This is a genomic window from Promicromonospora sp. CA-289599 (assembly GCF_050936155.1).
GTDB lineage: Bacteria > Actinomycetota > Actinomycetes > Actinomycetales > Cellulomonadaceae > Promicromonospora.
This window is the reverse complement of the sequence record NZ_JBNJNI010000001.1, coordinates 2,629,738-2,646,579: the sequence shown is the minus strand read 5'-3', so window position 1 is coordinate 2,646,579 and position 16,842 is coordinate 2,629,738. Positions and strand designations below refer to the sequence as shown.

Annotated in this window: 17 protein-coding genes and 1 riboswitch; of the genes, 5 read left to right on the top strand and 12 right to left on the bottom strand. The window is 69.3% G+C overall.

The window, feature by feature from the left end; genetic code table 11:
- Positions 1 to 187: 187 nt before the first annotated feature.
- The 5 genes from ACQEVI_RS11765 to ACQEVI_RS11745 form a co-directional block, all read right to left on the bottom strand.
- A complete protein-coding gene (locus ACQEVI_RS11765) occupies positions 188 to 1,111 on the bottom strand; it encodes a carbohydrate ABC transporter permease (protein WP_432898579.1) in 924 nt (307 codons plus the stop codon).
- Complete coding sequence (locus ACQEVI_RS11760; protein WP_419704819.1) at positions 1,111 to 1,986, bottom strand: carbohydrate ABC transporter permease; 876 nt, start codon at positions 1,984 to 1,986, stop codon at positions 1,111 to 1,113. The genes ACQEVI_RS11765 and ACQEVI_RS11760 overlap by 1 nt, the downstream gene beginning before the upstream one ends.
- Positions 1,987 to 2,062: 76 nt before the next feature.
- Complete coding sequence (locus ACQEVI_RS11755; RefSeq protein ID WP_432898576.1) at positions 2,063 to 3,310, bottom strand: extracellular solute-binding protein; 1,248 nt, start codon at positions 3,308 to 3,310, stop codon at positions 2,063 to 2,065.
- Between the two features lie 227 nt (positions 3,311 to 3,537).
- Positions 3,538 to 4,344 carry a hypothetical protein gene (locus ACQEVI_RS11750; RefSeq protein WP_432898573.1) on the bottom strand — a complete coding sequence of 269 codons (807 nt, stop codon included), beginning with the start codon at positions 4,342 to 4,344 and terminating at the stop codon, positions 3,538 to 3,540.
- A gap of 227 nt (positions 4,345 to 4,571) precedes the next feature.
- Entirely contained in the window at positions 4,572 to 4,790 is a 219-nt protein-coding gene (locus tag ACQEVI_RS11745) for a hypothetical protein (protein WP_432898570.1), read from the bottom strand.
- Positions 4,791 to 5,241: 451 nt separating this feature from the next.
- On the opposite strand from ACQEVI_RS11745, the gene ACQEVI_RS11740 reads away from it, so the two are divergent.
- Entirely contained in the window at positions 5,242 to 6,063 is an 822-nt protein-coding gene (locus ACQEVI_RS11740) for a 2-phosphosulfolactate phosphatase (RefSeq protein ID WP_432898567.1), read from the top strand.
- On the opposite strand, the gene ACQEVI_RS11735 is transcribed toward ACQEVI_RS11740, so the two are convergent.
- From ACQEVI_RS11735 to ACQEVI_RS11710, 6 genes are all read right to left on the bottom strand, one after another.
- Entirely contained in the window at positions 6,046 to 6,489 is a 444-nt protein-coding gene (locus tag ACQEVI_RS11735; RefSeq protein WP_432898564.1) for a (deoxy)nucleoside triphosphate pyrophosphohydrolase, read from the bottom strand. The genes ACQEVI_RS11740 and ACQEVI_RS11735 overlap by 18 nt on opposite strands.
- Positions 6,490 to 6,631: 142 nt before the next feature.
- Positions 6,632 to 6,856 (bottom strand): helix-turn-helix transcriptional regulator, encoded by a 225-nt coding sequence (locus tag ACQEVI_RS11730; RefSeq protein ID WP_357448240.1) that lies wholly within the window; start codon positions 6,854 to 6,856, stop codon positions 6,632 to 6,634.
- Positions 6,857 to 7,060: 204 nt separating this feature from the next.
- A complete protein-coding gene (gene gcvH, locus ACQEVI_RS11725; RefSeq protein WP_357448238.1) occupies positions 7,061 to 7,432 on the bottom strand; it encodes a glycine cleavage system protein GcvH in 372 nt (123 codons plus the stop codon).
- A 25-nt stretch (positions 7,433 to 7,457) separates the two neighbouring features.
- Positions 7,458 to 8,627, bottom strand: a complete 1,170-nt coding sequence (gene gcvT / locus ACQEVI_RS11720) for a glycine cleavage system aminomethyltransferase GcvT (protein WP_432898560.1) — start codon at positions 8,625 to 8,627, stop codon at positions 7,458 to 7,460.
- A gap of 87 nt (positions 8,628 to 8,714) precedes the next feature.
- Entirely contained in the window at positions 8,715 to 11,654 is a 2,940-nt protein-coding gene (gene gcvP / locus ACQEVI_RS11715) for an aminomethyl-transferring glycine dehydrogenase (protein WP_432898557.1), read from the bottom strand.
- A 155-nt stretch (positions 11,655 to 11,809) separates the two neighbouring features.
- Positions 11,810 to 11,938, bottom strand: a riboswitch (glycine riboswitch).
- A gap of 145 nt (positions 11,939 to 12,083) precedes the next feature.
- Positions 12,084 to 13,250, bottom strand: a complete 1,167-nt coding sequence (locus tag ACQEVI_RS11710) for an HAD family hydrolase (protein ID WP_432898554.1) — start codon at positions 13,248 to 13,250, stop codon at positions 12,084 to 12,086.
- 269 nt (positions 13,251 to 13,519) lie between these two features.
- Here ACQEVI_RS11710 and ACQEVI_RS11705 point away from each other — a divergent pair, with 269 nt between their 5' ends.
- Positions 13,520 to 14,260 (top strand): hypothetical protein, encoded by a 741-nt coding sequence (locus ACQEVI_RS11705; RefSeq protein WP_432898551.1) that lies wholly within the window; start codon positions 13,520 to 13,522, stop codon positions 14,258 to 14,260.
- Positions 14,257 to 14,751: an NUDIX domain-containing protein gene (locus ACQEVI_RS11700; protein ID WP_432898549.1), complete on the top strand. Its 495-nt coding sequence runs from the start codon at positions 14,257 to 14,259 to the stop codon at positions 14,749 to 14,751. The genes ACQEVI_RS11705 and ACQEVI_RS11700 overlap by 4 nt, the downstream gene beginning before the upstream one ends.
- A gap of 82 nt (positions 14,752 to 14,833) precedes the next feature.
- On the opposite strand, the gene ACQEVI_RS11695 is transcribed toward ACQEVI_RS11700, so the two are convergent.
- Positions 14,834 to 15,739 (bottom strand): LysR family transcriptional regulator, encoded by a 906-nt coding sequence (locus tag ACQEVI_RS11695; protein WP_432898546.1) that lies wholly within the window; start codon positions 15,737 to 15,739, stop codon positions 14,834 to 14,836.
- Between the two features lie 208 nt (positions 15,740 to 15,947).
- Here ACQEVI_RS11695 and ACQEVI_RS11690 point away from each other — a divergent pair, with 208 nt between their 5' ends.
- Both ACQEVI_RS11690 and ACQEVI_RS11685 read left to right on the top strand, forming a co-directional pair.
- Positions 15,948 to 16,310, top strand: a complete 363-nt coding sequence (locus ACQEVI_RS11690; RefSeq protein WP_432898544.1) for a CBU_0592 family membrane protein — start codon at positions 15,948 to 15,950, stop codon at positions 16,308 to 16,310.
- Positions 16,311 to 16,425: 115 nt separating this feature from the next.
- The gene (locus ACQEVI_RS11685) at positions 16,426 to 16,836 is read left to right on the top strand and encodes a VOC family protein (protein ID WP_432898542.1); all 411 of its coding nucleotides are present in this window, start codon (positions 16,426 to 16,428) and stop codon (positions 16,834 to 16,836) included.
- Positions 16,837 to 16,842 lie beyond the last annotated feature (6 nt).

Below are 16,842 nucleotides of genomic sequence, written 5' to 3'. Positions count from 1 at the left end.
CTTACGTCCTCACGCCACGGCCTCGAGGCAGGAAGTCGGCAGGTTGCTGCGGTGTCAGGGAGCCAGGACTCTCGACCGCTCTGGATGGGTTCGCCACCATGCTAAGCGAATGTCCACCACTGGGACAGAATTCGTCCGACGGTCGAGACGACCTGGCTCACCGACCATGCGGGCCGAAGACGCTCGCCTACTTCACCGACCCGGCCACCAGGCCGCCCACGAGCCGCTTCTCGATGGCCATGAACAGGATGACCACGGGCACGATCGCCACGATGGACACCCCGAACACGTAGTGCCACGACGTCTCGTACTGACCCACGAACTTCGTCAGCGCCACGGACAGCGGCTGGTTGCCTGCCGTCGACAGCAGCACCAGCGACGCCGCGAACTCGTTCCAGGACGCGACGAACGTGAACACCACCGCCGTCACGATCCCCGGCCACACCAGCGGCAGGTTGATCTTCGTCAGGACGGTGAACGTGCCCGCGCCGTCGATCTGCGCGGCCTCGTCCACCTCCTTCGGGATGCTCGCGAAGAAGCTGTGCATGATCCAGACCGCGAACGACAGGTTGAACGCCGCGTTGACCAGGATCATCGCGGCCCACGTGTCGAGGATCCCGAGGGCGATGAACTGACGGAACAGGCCCGACGTCAGCACCGCGGGCTGCACCATCTGGGTCACGATCACGAGGAACAGGAACACGAGCCGGCCGGGAAACCGGAACCGTGCCGTGTAGTACGCGGCAGGCAGCGCCACGGCGAGCACGAGCAGCGTGGCGCACAGCGAGATCACCAGGGTGGAGATCAGGTTCTGCAGCAGCGGCGTCTCGGGCGTCGCCCACATCGTGACGTAGTTCTCCCAGTGCCACTCCGTGGGGAAGTAGGTGGGATCGACCGACCTGATCTCGGCCTTGGTCTTCACCGAGCCGAAGAACATGATCAGGTACGGCAGCATGAACACGACCAGCACGACGAGGCCTGCGAACATGCGCACCAGCAGGGACCCGATCGGTACCTGGTCCGCCGTGTACTTCCGTACGCGCTTCCGGTTGTCCGACGGCGGCCGGGTCGCCTTGCGCGGCGCGGTCGCCGATGCGGTGGTCACGGTCATCAGACCTCCTCGAGGGGGCGGACGACCCGCACATAGATGGCGACGATCCCGATGACCACCAGGAACGCGATGACGGACAGCGCGCTGGCCAGGTCGATCTGCCGCTGGTTCTGCATGTACTTGAAGATCATGGTCATCACGGTGTCGGCGTCGTAGCCGGGGATGGACCCCGTCATGACACGCAGGATCGGCAGCGAGTTGAACACGTTGATGATGTTGATCAGCACCGCCACCGACACCGCACCCCGCAGCTGCGGCAGCACCACGCTGAAGTAGGTCCGCAGCCCGCTGGCGCCGTCGAGGCGCGCGGCCTCGACGGTCTCGCCGGGCACCGTCTGCAGGCCGGCCAGGATCGTGTAGGTCGTGAACGGCAGCGACACGAACACGGCGACCACGATGGCCCACGCGAACGCGGTCTCGGGGTGCCGGGTCCAGCCGTAGCCCTCGGGGGTGTCGATCAGGCCGATGTCCACGAGGAACGAGTTGATGATGCCGAAGTACGGCTCCAGGCCGTAGTGCACCACCAGTGTGGTCATGACCACACTGGCGGCCCACGGCACGATCACGGCCATGCGCACCAGGCGGCGCCCGGGGAACGCCTTGTTCAGCAGCGCCGCGAGGGCGAGCGACCCGAGCAGGGTGAGACCCACGACGACGACCACCCAGATGACGGTCCGCCCGAGGATCGGCCAGAAGTACTGGAAGCCGACCACCGTCGCGAAGTTCGCGAGGCCGACGCCCCCGTCGTCCACGCCGCTCTGACTGATGTCGCGGGTCGAGTTCCAGAACATCAGGCCTACCGGGAACAGGACCACGGCCGCAATGAGTGCGACCGCGGGCCCGATCCATGGCAGGGCCTTCAAAAGGTCCTTCACCAGGGGTTCCTCGTGCTTTCGTTCAGCGTCGGATGTCGTCGACGCGGGCTTGCTGTGGAGCGGTCAGCACCAGGCGTCAGCCGGCGTCGACCTGTTCCTGGATCTCGGCGAGGACGTCCTGCGCGGACTTGTCGCTGTCGAGCTGGCCGAAGAGGGCCTTGAACGCGGAGTCAGCTGCCGACCAGTCCGGGTTGGTACCGGGGTAGAACTGCGCGTCCGGCAGCACCTCGAGGAACGGGGCGAGCGTCTCGTCGTCGGCCAGCTGCTCGGAGCCCGAGAGGGTGGTGGGCAGGAAGCCCTCGCCCTGGACCCACGGGACGTACACGTCGGCGGTGTAGAGGTAGTCGAAGAAGGCAGTGATGGCCTCCTGCTTGTCACCGTCGTTCTGGAACGCCATGAGGTGGTCGGCCACACCGAGCGTGAACGGGCTGCCGTCCTCGGTGGGGATGGGGTGGATCGAGTACTCGAGGTCCGGGTTGTCCGACTCGATCTGGCCCACGCTCGGCGGAAGACCGACCTGCATGCCGACCTTGCCCTGGACGAAGATGTCGAACAGCGGGCTGCGGTCGGTCGCGCCGGCGTCGGCCTGGGTGGCACCCGCGTCGATCATCGTCTTGATGAACTCGGCACCCGCCGCGTTCTCCGGGGCGTCGATGGTGATGGCGTCGGAGTCACCGAAGGTGCCGCCGCCGCCCCACAGCCACACGGCCGCCTCGGCCTGCGCCTCCTCGGAACCGAGCGGCATGCCGTAGCCGGCCACACCGCCGCCGAGCTCGGAGACCTTCGTGGCGGACTCGAGCAGCTCGTCCCACGTGGCGGGAACCTCGGCGCCCGCCTCCTCGAGGAGCGCGTCGTTGACGAACAGCGCACGGGCCGAGGCGATCCAGGGCAGGCCGTACGTGGTGTCGCCCACGGCGGCGTTCTCCAGGAACGTCGGCTGGAAGTCGGCGTAGGTCTCGTCGGAGGTGACGTCCTCGACCGGGTACAGCAGCTCGTCCGCGGCGAAGCCGGCGAAGGGGCCGCCGTTGTAGATGTCCGGGGCCTCACCACCCTGGATCTTGGTGGCGATCACCGACTCGAGGTTGTCCCACGACTCGATCTGCAGATTCACGTCGATGTCCGGGTTGGTCTCCTCGAACCCGGCGATCACGTCATCCCACAGGCCCTGGGACGCGTCGGAGTAGCTGGGGACCAGCAGGTCGAGGGTGGTCGCACCGCCGTCCGCGCCGTCCGACTCCGACCCGCCGAACCCGCAGGCCGTCAGGCCGGTCGTCGTGGCGAGCGTGATCACGAGGATCCCGCCGAGCCTCCTGTACTGCGCCATTGCTACTCCTTGGGCTTGTCCTGCTCGTTCGTGGTGCAGGTCACGTTTTCACTTGCCCCTTAATCTGTCAAGGGTTCTAACAAACCTGTGACATACGGGTAACAGCGTGTCCCGAGACGGCCTGCGAGGCCAGTGCAGAGGCCGAAAAGAGGGCCGCAGCACAAGGCTGCGCCCCTCCCTCAGTGACCTTCGGGCCGACGGCGAGGTGTGCCGTCGGGGCGGTGTGATCAGCAGCCGCACCCTCCGCCGCCGCTGCCCTGCGGGATCGCGCCGTGCCGCCTGACGGTCTGGTCGCTCCCCGCGTACCGGAGCTCCCAAGACCCCTCGCGGGCCGGCACGACCGTCGAGATGGTGCCGTCGGGGCCCACGGTGAGCGTGCGCACGAACACGGGCTCCTCCTCGAACTCGAGGTGGCCGTCCGGGTCGTGGTAGAGCCGCACCTCCGCGTTCCGCACCGGGCCCCACGAGAGGTCGCCGGCACGGCTGATGCGCAGCGACTCGAACTGGGCCGTGATCCGGGACGGCCGTCCGTCGGTCGCCGTGGGATGCGTGATCTCCCCCTGGAAATGCACGTCGCGCCGGATCGAGACCTTCTTGGCCTGGTCGACGTCGACGTGGTGCAGGACCAGCCGTCCGTCGGGCCGCTCGACCGCCGCGGTGTACTCGATACCCACACGATAGAACCCGGGCGTGATGCGCCCGGGGAGCGGGACCTTCTCGGTCCTGTCGCCGTCGGCGTTCAGGGTGACCGGGAACCGGCGCACCCGGGTCGCGTCGACGCCCTGGAGCGTGACCACGCCGTCGAAGGCGCGGAGCTTGCCACCGGTCAGGTGCAGGTCGAGCTCGTACACGAAGTCCACGGGGTCGAGCCGGTTGGCGGCCACGTTCCCCGTGATCGTCTCGCCGTTCGCGTTCATGCGGGTAGTGATCACCGTGCCGTGACGCTCGCTGGCATCCACGAGCGGGAGCGCCGCCTGCGCGACGGGCGACACGACAAGGCCGGCGACGAACAGCCCGACGGCTGCGACTGCCACCAGGCCACGGCGAAGGATGGAAGTACGGGACGTGCTGTGCGGAGTCATCATGGTTCCTGTCCGATCGATGGCGCCCTGTCCCGGCGAACACGTCGTTCGCCGCCAGGCTCACCACTGAGGACGGACAGCAGCACGGAAACGTTGTCGGCAAAGCGCAGACGCACGAGAGCGCCTGCCCGGGCCACGGGCAGGCGCTCTTCGGTTCCGTTGCTTGCGGCGTGCGCTGCTTACCGCTCGGTGGCGCCGATCATCGGCAGACCGAACGACAGCCCGACGGCGAGGATGCCGGCGACGAACAGGTACGGCGCCGATGCGCCCTGGTCGGCCCCGCCGATGGCGATCAGCGCGAACCCGCCGAGGAAGAGCACGAAGCACAGGATCGCGCGTACCAGCAGGGTCGCCGTGGGCTCCTGCTTCTGCCTACGGGCCACTTCGAAATCACTCATGAGCCAAATCTACCGCCCTGTCGGCTCGTGCTGACGGCCAGCTCGCCGAACGCGAGACGGGTGACATCTGCGGAGATCTCGACGGGCTTCCCGGAGGGCGACGGGGCACTCGCGAAGCGTGCCGGAGCCGCCGGCGCGGCACCGCTGCGCCGGGCGTCCTCTCGTTCTGGCGACGGCGCGGCAGCAGCACCAGCTGCCGGGGACAGCACAAAAGCTGCGGTGATTGCGCAGGTCAGTGCGTTGGTCAAGGTTCTGTGCGGCGGCACCGGGAGGGCTGCGGACGCGACTCGTCGCATGCTCGGTCCTTCTGGGGAGCTCGGGGGAGCGTCGAGCGGCCGCGTTGCGCGGCGCGGTTATGGCCCGACGGCCGGAGTGCGAATATTGCCCGGATCGCAATGGTGTTCGCTCAGCGCGAAACATGGGCGAGTTCAGGTGACACTACGATGCGTTCGTGGCAAACACGTCCCCCGCCTTCGACCAGCGTCCTGCCCGTGTGCGCACGGACTGGGGCATCTCCGGTGCACTCGCCCTCACCGCCACGGATGCGCGCGCGTCGCTCGTGGTCGTCGTGGACGTGCTCTCCTTCTCCACCACTGTCACCGTCGCCTGCGAACAGGGCGCCGGGGTGTACCCCTTCCCGTACCACGATCCAGCGGGAGCGGCCCGGCTCGCGCGCACCATGCGCGCCGCCCTCGCCGGCCCGCGGTGGGAGGACGGCATCAGCATCTCCCCCGCGTCGCTGCAGGACCTTGACGCAGAACGCCTCGTCATCCCCTCGCCCAGCGCAGCGCAGATCTGCCACACCATCGCCAACCGGGGCGCCCTCATCGTCGCGGGCAGCCTGCGCAACGCCAAGGCGGTGGCCGGCCTCGCGGCCGCACACCTGGACGCGTCGGAGAAGCACGACGTGGTGCTGGTCCCCGTGGGCGAACGGTGGCCCGACGACACGTTGCGCCCCGCGCTCGAGGACTACCTGGCCGTCGGTGCCATCGCGGCGCGGCTCACGACGATGCTGCCCAAGGTCAGCATCTCGCCCGAGACCGCGGCGACCATCACCCTCTGGAAGGGCACCAAGGACACCAGGGACACGGTGGGCGGGACCGCGAGCGGGCGCGAGCTGCTCGACTCCGGCTTCGCCGACGACGTCACGATCGCCACTGAGGTCGACGCCACCGATGTGGTGCCCGTGCTGATGGACGGCGCGTTCGTGCCTCTCGGTCACCGGGTCGCGGCGGCCCGTAACCGCAGGAACGTCTCAGCCGGCGCGCACTGACCCGTCCGGCCCGAAGTGCCTGTGCAGGGCCGTCACGATCTGGACGTCCCCGTCCAGCCACGGCACGTCGTCCAGCTCGGCCGCCGTCAGCCAGCGCAGCTCGTCGTGGTCCTCCAGCGGTTCGGGCGCGCCGTCCCGCAGCTGCGCGAACCAGACCCGCATGCGGTGCTTGCTGGTGATCGACCACACGCCGCCGTCCGGCCCCGGCAGCTCGGCGCCGACGGCCACCGTCACGCCGAGCTCCTCGTCGAGCTCGCGGTGCAGCGCGGAGAGGTGGTCCTCGCCCGGCTCCAGCTTGCCACCGGGAAACTCCCAACGGCCGGCGAGCGCTGCCGGAGCAGAGCGGCGGGCGGCGAGCAGCCGGGTGGGATGGTTCAGGTCGTCCACGATCGCGGCGGCGACCACGTTGATGAGGGGCTCCTGCATGCGGAGCAGTCTCCCACCCGAGGACGCCGTCGGCGGGTCGTGCTGACCCGCCGACGACTTCCGCGGACGAACGACCGTCCGCGGACAAAGAACGACGACGACGCCTCTGGGGAGTGGCGCCGTCGTCGGGGTGTGCTGTGTGTCAGTCAGCGAGCTGGAACTCGTTCGCCTTGGCGATCGCCTCCGCACGCGAGGACACGCCGAGCTTGCGGTAGACGCTACGGACCTGCGTCTTCACCGTGTTACGGGTGACGTACAGGCGTCGAGCGATCTGCTCGAGGGTGGCGTCCTCGGTGAGGTTCGCCAGGATTACCCGCTCTCGACGGGTGAGGCTGGGCACACGGTGGTCAAGGGTCATTACGCTCATGATCGGTTTCCTCCACACAGCGGCCGGTTCTGGGGTTCCGGCCTACGGTTGCTGCTATGGGCTTAAGCCCCCCGCATGGAGTTCATGACGCGGTTCTGACGCTACTTTTCGACTGTTACCGTTCCGAGACCGAAGCCGCCCCCCAGATGCACACAAGGGCGACCTGAGGGGCGGTTCGACGGCGGCCTCCGTAGGCCGCGGAAGTCAGCTTCCGGTGTGCGCGGCGTACTCCGCGGCGGTGAGCAGCTCGCCCGCCCCGGTCACCTCGACCTTGAAGAGCCAGCCCTTGCCGTACGGGTCCTTGTTCACGATCTCGGGGTTCTCGACGGCCTCGGTGTTGACCTCGGTGATGGTGCCGCTGACCGGCGAGTACAGCTCGGACACGGACTTCGTGGACTCGATCTCGCCCACCACCGCGCCGGCCTCGACGGTAGCTCCCACCTCGGGCAGCTCCAGGTAGACGACGTCACCGAGCGCGTCGGCCGCGACGTCGGTCACGCCGATGACGGCGGGGGTGGAACCGTCGAGCCACTCGTGCTCGGTGGTGTACTTCAGGTTCTCGGGGAAGTCGGCCATGACAGCTCCTTGCGGGATGGGGGTTTCAGTTCTGAGGACGACGGTAGAACGGCATGGGCACGACCACGAACGGTTCGGCCCGTCCGCGGACGTCGACGGCGAGCTTCGTGCCCTCCGCCGACACCTCCGGCGTCACGTACGCCATCGCGACCGGGTAGCCGAGCGTGGGCGACGGCGCCCCGGAGGTGACCTTGCCGACCACCGTTCCGGGGGTGGTGCCCTCGGCCCTCAGCACGACGTCGTGGTCGGCGCGCGCCGGGCGCTTGCCCTCACCGCGCAGCCCTACGAGCACACGAGCCGGTGCCGACCCCTTGCGCGCGGCGAGAGCGGCGCGGCCCACGAAGGGGAGCGGCGAGCCGTCGTCGGTCACCTTGTCGAGGCGCACCACGCGCCCCATCCCCGCCTCGAAGGGCGTGGTGGTGGTGTCGAGCTCGTGGCCGTAGAGCGGCATGCCGGCCTCGAGGCGCAGCGAGTCGCGCGCCGACAGGCCTGCCGGGACGAGCCCGAGCGGCTCGCCCGCCACGAGCAGCGCGCGCCAGAGCGCGACGGCCTGGTCCGCCGGGACCCAGATCTCGAACCCGTCCTCGCCCGTGTACCCCGTGCGGCCCACGAGCACGGGCACGCCCTCGAAGCGCATCCCCATGCATGCGTAGTACTTGAGGTCGGCGAACGCGGTGCCGCCGGAGATCTCGGCATCCTCGGCGAGACCCGCCGTGGCGAGCATGATCTCGGCGGCCCGCGGACCCTGTACGGCGATCAGAGCCTGGCCCGCCTGGACGTCCTTGAGCGCCACGTCGAAGCCGGTGGTGCGCTCCTGCAGCTTCGCGAGGACGAGCTCCGCGTTGGAGGCGTTCGCGATGACCGAGTACTCGCCGGGTGCGACGTGGTAGACGATCAGGTCGTCGAGCACGCTGCCGTCCTCGGCGCAGATCATCGAGTAGCGCGCACCCATCTCGCGGACCTTGGAGATGTACCCGACGAGCGCATGGTCGAGGAACGCGGCGGCGTCGGGTCCGGTCACGTTGATGTTGCCCATGTGCGACAGGTCGAACAGGCCTGCGGCCTCGCGCACGGCGCGGTGCTCGGCCAGGTCGGACGTGTACCGCAGCGGCATGAGCCAGCCGCCGAACGGCGTCATCGAAGCTCCGAGCGCTACGTGCTCGTGATGAAGCGGGGTCTTCCGATCCTCACCCATGGATGGTTCCTCTCGTCTGCGAGTTGTCAGACGTACAGGTCACTCGGGTGACCTCTGTGTCTGACACGTGCGGGGTCGTCTGACAGGTCACTCGGCGTACGCCTCGACCGGCGGGCACGAGCAGACCAGGTTGCGGTCGCCCTTGGCACCGTCGATGCGGCGCACCGGCGGCCAGTACTTCCCGGCCCGCAGGCTCGCCACGGGGAATGCCGCGAGCTCACGCGAGTACTGCTTGTCCCACGCGTCGGTCATGAGCGACGCCGCGGTGTGCGGCGCCCCGCGCAGCGGCGAGTCCTCGGCGCTCCACCGGCCCGCCGCGACGGCGTCGATCTCACCGCGGATGGCGATCATCGCGGCGATGAAGCGGTCCAGCTCCGCCAGGTCCTCCGACTCCGTCGGCTCCACCATCAGCGTGCCGGGCACCGGGAACGCCAGTGTGGGGGCGTGGAAGCCGTAGTCCATGAGGCGCTTCGAGACGTCCTCCGCGGTCACGCCGGTCTCGGCGGTGATCTTGCGCAGGTCGAGGATGCACTCGTGCGCCACCAGCCCGTTCGGGCCCGTGTACAGCACGGGGAAGTACGGGTTCAGGCGGCTCGCCACGTAGTTGGCGGTGAGGACGGCGGCCTTGGTCGCCTCGGTCAGCCCGTCCGGCCCCATGAGCGCGACGTAGGCGTACGAGATCGGGAGGATGCCGGCGGAGCCGTATCGCGTCGAGGCCACGGGGATGCCGGTCACACCGCCGTTGGACGAGCTCGTCGAGACCCCCGGCGTCGGGTCGCCGGGAAGGAACGGCACCAGGTGCTCCGCGACCGCCACCGGGCCCACGCCCGGACCGCCACCGCCGTGCGGAATGCAGAACGTCTTGTGCAGGTTCAGGTGCGAGACGTCGCCGCCGAACTCGCCCGGCCGGGCGAGCCCCACCAGCGCGTTGAGGTTGGCGCCGTCGATGTACACCTGGCCGCCGGCGTCGTGCACCAGGTCGCAGACCTCGCGCACGTGCTCCTCGTACACGCCGTGCGTGGAGGGGTACGTGATCATGATGCCCGCCACCTGAGGGCCGTGCTGGTCCAGCTTGGCGCGCAGGTCGTCGAGCAGGATCTCGCCGTCGTCCGCCGTCGACACCACCACGACCCGCAGGCCGGCGAGCGCCGCGGAGGCCGCGTTCGTGCCGTGGGCCGACGCCGGGATCAGCACGATGTCGCGTGCTTCCTCGCCGCGCGACGCGTGGTAGCCCTTGATCGCGAGCAGGCCCGCGAACTCGCCCTGGCTGCCCGCGTTGGGCTGGAGGGAGACGGCCGCGTAGCCGGTGATCTCGGCGAGCTGCTGCTCCAGCGCGTGGACGAGCTCCTCGTACCCCTGCGTCTGGTCGACGGGGGCGTACGGGTGGATGTCCGCGAAGCCGGGCCAGGAGATGGCCTCCATCTCGGCGGTGGCGTTGAGCTTCATGGTGCAGGAGCCCAGCGGGATCATCGTGCGGTCCAGCGCCAGGTCCTTGTCGGAGAGCTTGCGCAGGTACCGGAGCATGCTGGTCTCGGAGCGGTGTGTGTGGAAGATCGGGTGCTGGAGGAACGTGGTCGTCCGGGTCACGTCCGCGGGGAGGTCTGCACCGGTGGCCGAGCCTGTCGAGACCCCGCCCAGCAGCTGCGCCACGGCGGCGACGTCCTGAGTGGTCGTCGTCTCGTCCGTGGTGATCTGGAGGTGGTTCTCGTCCGGGACGAAGAGGTTGTAGCCCGCCTCGGCTGCCGCGCGCGCGAGCTCCTGGGCCCTGCCCGGGACGATCGCGCGGACCGTGTCGAAGAAGGTGTCGTGCTCGATCTCGACGCCCGCTGACCGCAGGGCTTCCGCCAGGGTGGCCGCGTGCTGGTGGACGCGGGTCGCTATCGCCTTGAGGCCGTCCGGGCCGTGGTAGACCGCGTACATGCTGGCCACGATGGCCAGGAGGGCCTGCGCCGTGCAGATGTTGCTCGTGGCCTTCTCGCGGCGGATGTGCTGCTCGCGGGTGGCCAGGGCGAGTCGGTAGCCGGGGGCGCCGTCGACATCGATCGAGACGCCGACGAGGCGACCGGGGAGCTGGCGTTCCAGCCCCTTCTTGACCGCCATGTAGGCGGCGTGCGGGCCGCCGTAGAAGAGGGGGACGCCGAAGCGCTGCGCCGAACCGACCGAGATGTCGGCGCCGAGCTCGCCCGGGCTGACCAAGAGTGTGAGGGCGAGCAGGTCGGTCGCGACCGTCACGAGCGCGCCGGCCGCCTTGGCCTCGGTGATCACGCCACGCGCGTCCAGCACGCGGCCCGATGCACCGGCCTGCTGGACCACGAGGCCCACCATCTGGCCGGCAGGCAGCTCGGCCGGAAGTCCGGCGTGCAGGCCGTCGGTGAGGTCGGCCACCACTACCGGGAGGCCGATCGCCTCGGCGCGACCCCTGGCCACCGCGAGCGACTGCCCGAACAGGTCGGCGTCGAGGACCACGTAGCCCTCCTTGGCCCGCGACGCGCGCCATATCAGCGCGACTGCCTCGGCGACGGCGCTGGCCTCGTCGAGCAGGGAGGCGTTCGCGATCTCGAGCCCGGTCAGGTCCTCGACGGCGGTCTGGAAGTTGAGGAGCGCCTCGAGCCGGCCCTGGCTGATCTCCGGCTGGTACGGCGTGTAGGCCGTGTACCAGGCGGGCGACTCGAGCACGTTGCGGCGGATGACGGCGGGCGTGTGCGTCCCGTAGAAGCCCTGGCCGATCATCTGGGTCTTCACCTGGTTCTTGCCGGCGAGCTCACGCAGGTGGGCGAGCACCTCGGGCTCCGTGCGGGCGGCCGGCAGGTTCAGCGGCACCTGGCTGCGGATCGCCTTGGGCACTGCCCGGTCGACGAGGGTGTCCATGGTGTCGATGCCCAGCTGGTCCAGCATGGTGCTGACCTCACGGCCGCGGGGGCCGAGATGCCGGTCGGCAAAGACGTCGGGGTGGTAAGGCGTGCTCACGGCGGGCTCCTGGCTGTCCGAGGGCGTGGGGACGACTGCGGTCCCTCCCCGCTCTGTCATCCGACACCCTGCCCACCCGGGCGCGCGTCTACCTGAGAGTTTTGCCGGTCCGTCGTGCTCCGCCCGGAATCCGGGAGGAGGGCGGGACGCGCCGGCTTGCACCGTCGGTGGAGCCCCTCTGCCTGACGGCGGAGCGGCTCGCTTTCCAGAGTTGCCTCACCGTGGCGGTACGGGGGCCTGAGAGATTCCCGGGGAGGAAATTGCTCCTTCGGCGCCGGTTCCCCGGAGGCCCCTTGCCGGACGGCGGAGGGGCGCACCCGGCCGGACTCTCCCGTCACGGTTCTGGCGGCACGGTCCTGGTGGTCGAGCTCGTCGAGCCTCGGGACCGTTGAAGATCTTCAGTTGTGGGCTCATCGTAGCGGCGTGGCGACTGCCCTGGAGACCTGCGGAGCGTCGTCCGGGCGGGAAGCGTGACTCGCAGGCGAACCGTCAGGCTGATGTCAGCGGTAGCTCGAATCCGGCAGGGCCGGCTTCGGTGAAGCTAGCTCTCCACTGTGCCCGACGACGGCCCTCGTCACCACGCGGGTAGATCAAGCCGGCCTCTCTCGCGGCGTTCTCTACACCGCGCATGGTGGCTCCGGTCCCGGCGGGTACCGGCGCATGCCGAAGCCATGTCCCGTTCCGGAAGGTCCAGGTCTCGCAGCGCATGAGGCCGGTCCTGGTCCCGTGCCAGACCCGCAGCGCAACACCGGATCCGGGTGCGGTGTGGACGGCGGTGGCGAGCTGAGCCGCCAACCGGGACAACGCGGTTGTGTCCACGTTCGCGGGGAGCAGGGAGTCCAGGACGGCGATGACGCCGTGCTGGGCGATCGTGCCGGTGATCTCGTCGGCCGCATCACGCACGTTCTGCTCGGCGTGTCCCATCGCGACGGCGCGGGCGGCCCAGCGAAACATGTCGACGTCGTTGGCGCCGTCGCCCACCGCGACCGTGGCCTCGGGCGGGATACCGAGGCCGGTGCGCAGCCGTTCCAGGGCGGTGGCTTTGCTGGTCCCAGCGCCGGTGACGTCCGCCCATCCAGGACCGGCTGGGGTGACCGTCACGCCGGTCGCCCGGAGCGCGTCGAGGTGGCGGTCGATGCCTGGAGCGTGCACCGCGACCCTGGTCGCGGGAGCAGCACACAAGTCGGTGACAAGTGTCTGCTTCTGTTCGCCGTTGAGCAGCCCATCGGGGAACACCTGGTTGACAGCCCAGCCCCAGCCGACGTCCTCAACGCCAACGTGGGCCCGCGGTTCCAAGGCCAGGGCGCGGTGGACAACGGGGCCGGGGTCGAATCGGCGGGCGTCCTCGATCACGTACCCCGCCGGGACGGCGGGATCCAGGCGGACGGTCAAGGATCCGTTGGAGGACACGGCGTACCCCTCGACCAAGCCGAGCCGGGTTGCCACGGGCATGAGACCAACCAAGGATCTGCCCGTCGCGAGAACCACCTCGTGCCCGGCTGCCCGGACCATGTCCAGGGCGTCGACGGTCCCGGTAGGGATCTTCAAGCCCTGGCCCAGGAGCGTGCCGTCGACGTCGAGGGCAATCAGGCGTCGGATCAGGGGTTGTGACTGGTTGGGCGGGATCAATCGGGCTGCGTCCGAAGCAACATCCATGCCGGACTTCGGCCGATCAGAAGCACACAGCATCTCGCTGCGCTGAAACCCAGTCCCCATCACATCCCCCTCTGCGGACCCGGCGATCGAGATGGACGCGTCGCACGCGTCAGTGCTCTCTCCACACGCCGGTCTGGCGACGGTCGCCGTCCTGCCCTGCCAATGCTTCTGTCCCGAGGCGGACAGCACATCGACACCGGGAGACATCTACCGACATCTTCACGACAGGGGCCTGTCCAGGGATGTCGAGGAGTGTCTACGCTGTCGGGATGGTCAATGAACGACTCCGCCGCGCGATGCACCGCGGAGGACTCGATATCCAGTCCCTCGCCACCGCTGCCGAGGTGTCCATGAAGTCGGTCGAGCGGTGGCTCAGCGGCTCGGTGCCCTACCCGCGCACCCGCTACCGGGTAGCCGCCGTCCTCAAGGAGGACGAGAGCTACCTGTGGCCCGAGGCCGTCAACGGCGCCTCCCTCGCCGGTGCGGAAGTGGTCGCGACCTACCCCCGCCGCAGCGATGTGCCCCGGCATCTGTGGACCGAGCTGCTACGCAACTCCGAGCGGGACATCGACCTGCTCGCGTTCGCCGGACTGTTCCTCACCGAGGAACACCCCGACTGGATACCCACCCTGGCCGCCAAGGCAGAACAGGGAGCCCGGGTACGGATCCTCCTCGGCGACCCGAACGGCGCACAGCTCGCCGCCCGAGACACCGAGTACCGCATCGGTGGCGGCGTCGCCGGCCGGGTCGCCGCCGTGAAGGCCTACTACGAACAACAGATGCCCGACCAGGTCGAGATCCGGTTCCATGACACTCCGCTGTACAACTCCATCTACCGGTTCGACGACGAGATGATGGTCAACACCCACGTCTACGGCGTGCTGGCCGCCTACACACCGACCCTGCATCTACGTCGGATCGACGGCGCGTACTTCAACACCTACGTCGAGTCCTACGAACGAGTCTGGGCATCAGCCCGACCCGCCGACGCGCGGCTGGAGGCTCGATGAGCAAAGCCACCCGCAGGATCGACTACTGGCACGACCCCACCGCGCCAAGACCCACCAGCCGCAAGACCTCCGCCTCGGTCTTCGTCCGCAACGACGACGGGCACCTGCTGCTGCTCAAGCGGGTCGACAACGACCTGTGGACCATCCCCACCGGCGGAGTCAAGAAGGGCGAGACCGTCGGACAGGCAGGCGTCCGCGAATGCCACGAGGAGACTGGGCTCGAGGTCGAGGTCACCGGCCTGGTCGGGGTGTTCTCCACCCCCGACCACGTCATCGTCTACCTGCACGGAGACAAGGTCGACGAGGTGCGTCAACCCATCAACATCTGCCTACGCGCCCGCCTGATCGGCGGACAGATCACACCCCAGCCCTCCGAGGCCGCAGAAGTGCGGTGGATCGACCCCGCAGACCTTGACGACTACCCGATCCACGCAGCCCTCCGTCACCGCATCGACCACGGCCTGAACTCAATAGAGCCCTACGTCAGTTGAGGTCGACGGCGTCGATGGTGACGCACCGTGTGGAGAACACACTGGTCAGGGTCGCGTCGGCGCATGGCCGCAAGCCACCGGTCTACCCAAGGTCGATCTCGCGTGCCGCCGCGACCATCTCGTCCACGACCGCTGCCACCGCAGGTCCGGGCTCGTGCCGGTTCTGGCGGTGCCGCACCACCATGCGCCGCGCGCCGAGACCAGGGAGCGCCACCACGGCAACGCTGTCGGGTATCTCCTGCTGCAGGGCCAGCGCGGGCAACATTGCAACGCCCTGGCCCGCGGCGACGAGCGAGATCGCCGTGTCGAAGTCGTTGTACGCGTGGCGGGTCTCGAAGGCCGTGTTGAGCTGGGCGGCGAGACGCCCGAGCGCGCGGTCCGCGGCCGATCCGGCCTGCGGGCCCACCCACATGAGCCCGGCGAGATCGTCTATGCGTTCCGGCGCGGGCAGGCTGGTCGGCACGACGATGCGCCACGGTTCGTCGAGCAGCGGGACGTCATGGGCGCCGCGCGGGGCCGGGGCGTCGACGTCGACGTCGCGCTCCAGGACTATCGCGTCCAGGTCGCCGGCACGCAGTCGACGGGTCGCCTCCGGTGGGTCGTACTCCTGCACGTCGACCTCGATGTGCGGGTGACGTTCGGCGAGCGAGACGAGCATCGGTGCGACGACCGTGCGGATGGCGGTCTGGATGGACCCCACGGACACCCTGCCCGTGAGTTCTCCACCCAGGGCGGCGATGGCCTGGCGCGCCTGGACCAACTCCGCCTCGATGCTCTCCGCTGCGTCGGCGAGCACTCGCCCGGCCGGTGTGAGAGTTACGCCACGAGGCCCACGGTCCAGCACGTCGATACCCTCCTCGGCCTCCAGGCGGGAGATCTGCTGCGAGACGGCGGAGGGCGTGACGTGCAGGAGATCAGCGGCCGCGAGCACTCCGCCCGCGCGGTGCACGGCGAGGAGAAAAGCGAGTCTTCGCGGGTCCGTCGGCATGTAGCAATGCTACATCCCGGAGTCACGAACGTTCGATTGTGCTGAAGGCAAATCTGGCTCATGCTTGGTCGTGGCAGCGGTCGTGCCCAGTTCTCCCGGGCCCCACGCCACACCCCCCGATGGATTCCGGCGCACGGTCTCCTCGCACCCTCGAATCGTTTCGATCCTCTCGATCTCAAGTGGGATCTCAAGCACCAGGAGTATTGCCATGACCCTCATGATGGTTGCCACCGCTCTCGGCTGGGTCGGCGCAGTTGCCGGCCTCGTGGCCTACGCCATGGTCAGCCGCGGGCGTTGGGACGCCGACTCTCTCGCGTTCCAGGGCACCAACATGCTGGCCGGCGTCACCATGCTGACGGTCGCCGCGACGAACGGCGTCTGGCCGTCCGCCGCCGCGAACATCGTCGTCATCGTGATCGGCGTGCACGCGGTGACGACCGTGCTCCGCGCGAAGAAGCGGAAGGCCCAGAGCACACCGACCCTTGCGGTCGTCGAGGACCTCGCGGAAGACGACCGGGAGCCCGCGGCGCAGCCCGCCGTCAGCCACCGGGCGTACGCCGAGGCCGCCTGACGGCCCCTGTCTCCTGGGACCCTCCCCGAGGTCCGGCGCTGTGTGCGCCGGGCCTCGCGGCGTCTCACGACCCGACAGCGCTTGCGGGTGGCGCGACCTGTGGTGCGCTGTCGAGATGAAGCCGCGCATCCGACAGGTGGTGCTCGACACCACTGACGCCCGTGCCCTCGCCGAGTTCTACCGGCAGCTGTTCGGACTCTCGTACCGCCCCGGCGACGAGCCGCCGCCGGCCGGCGAGCCGGACCCGAGCGGCCGCGACTGGCTGGTCCTGCAGAACGACGACGGCGTTCCGCTCGCGTTCCAGCAGGTCGATGAGCTACCCAGGGCGACGTGGCCGGAGCCCGGTGTGCCACAGCAGCTGCACCTGGACACCAGCGTGCCCGACGTCGCCGCTCTCACCGAGGCGCGCGACCGCGCCCTCGAGCTCGGCGCCACGCTGCGCTACGACCGGTCGGCCGACCCCGAGGAGCCGCTCTATGCGCTCGCCGACCCGGACGGCCACACGTTCTGCATCTTCGTGGGCTGACCGGAC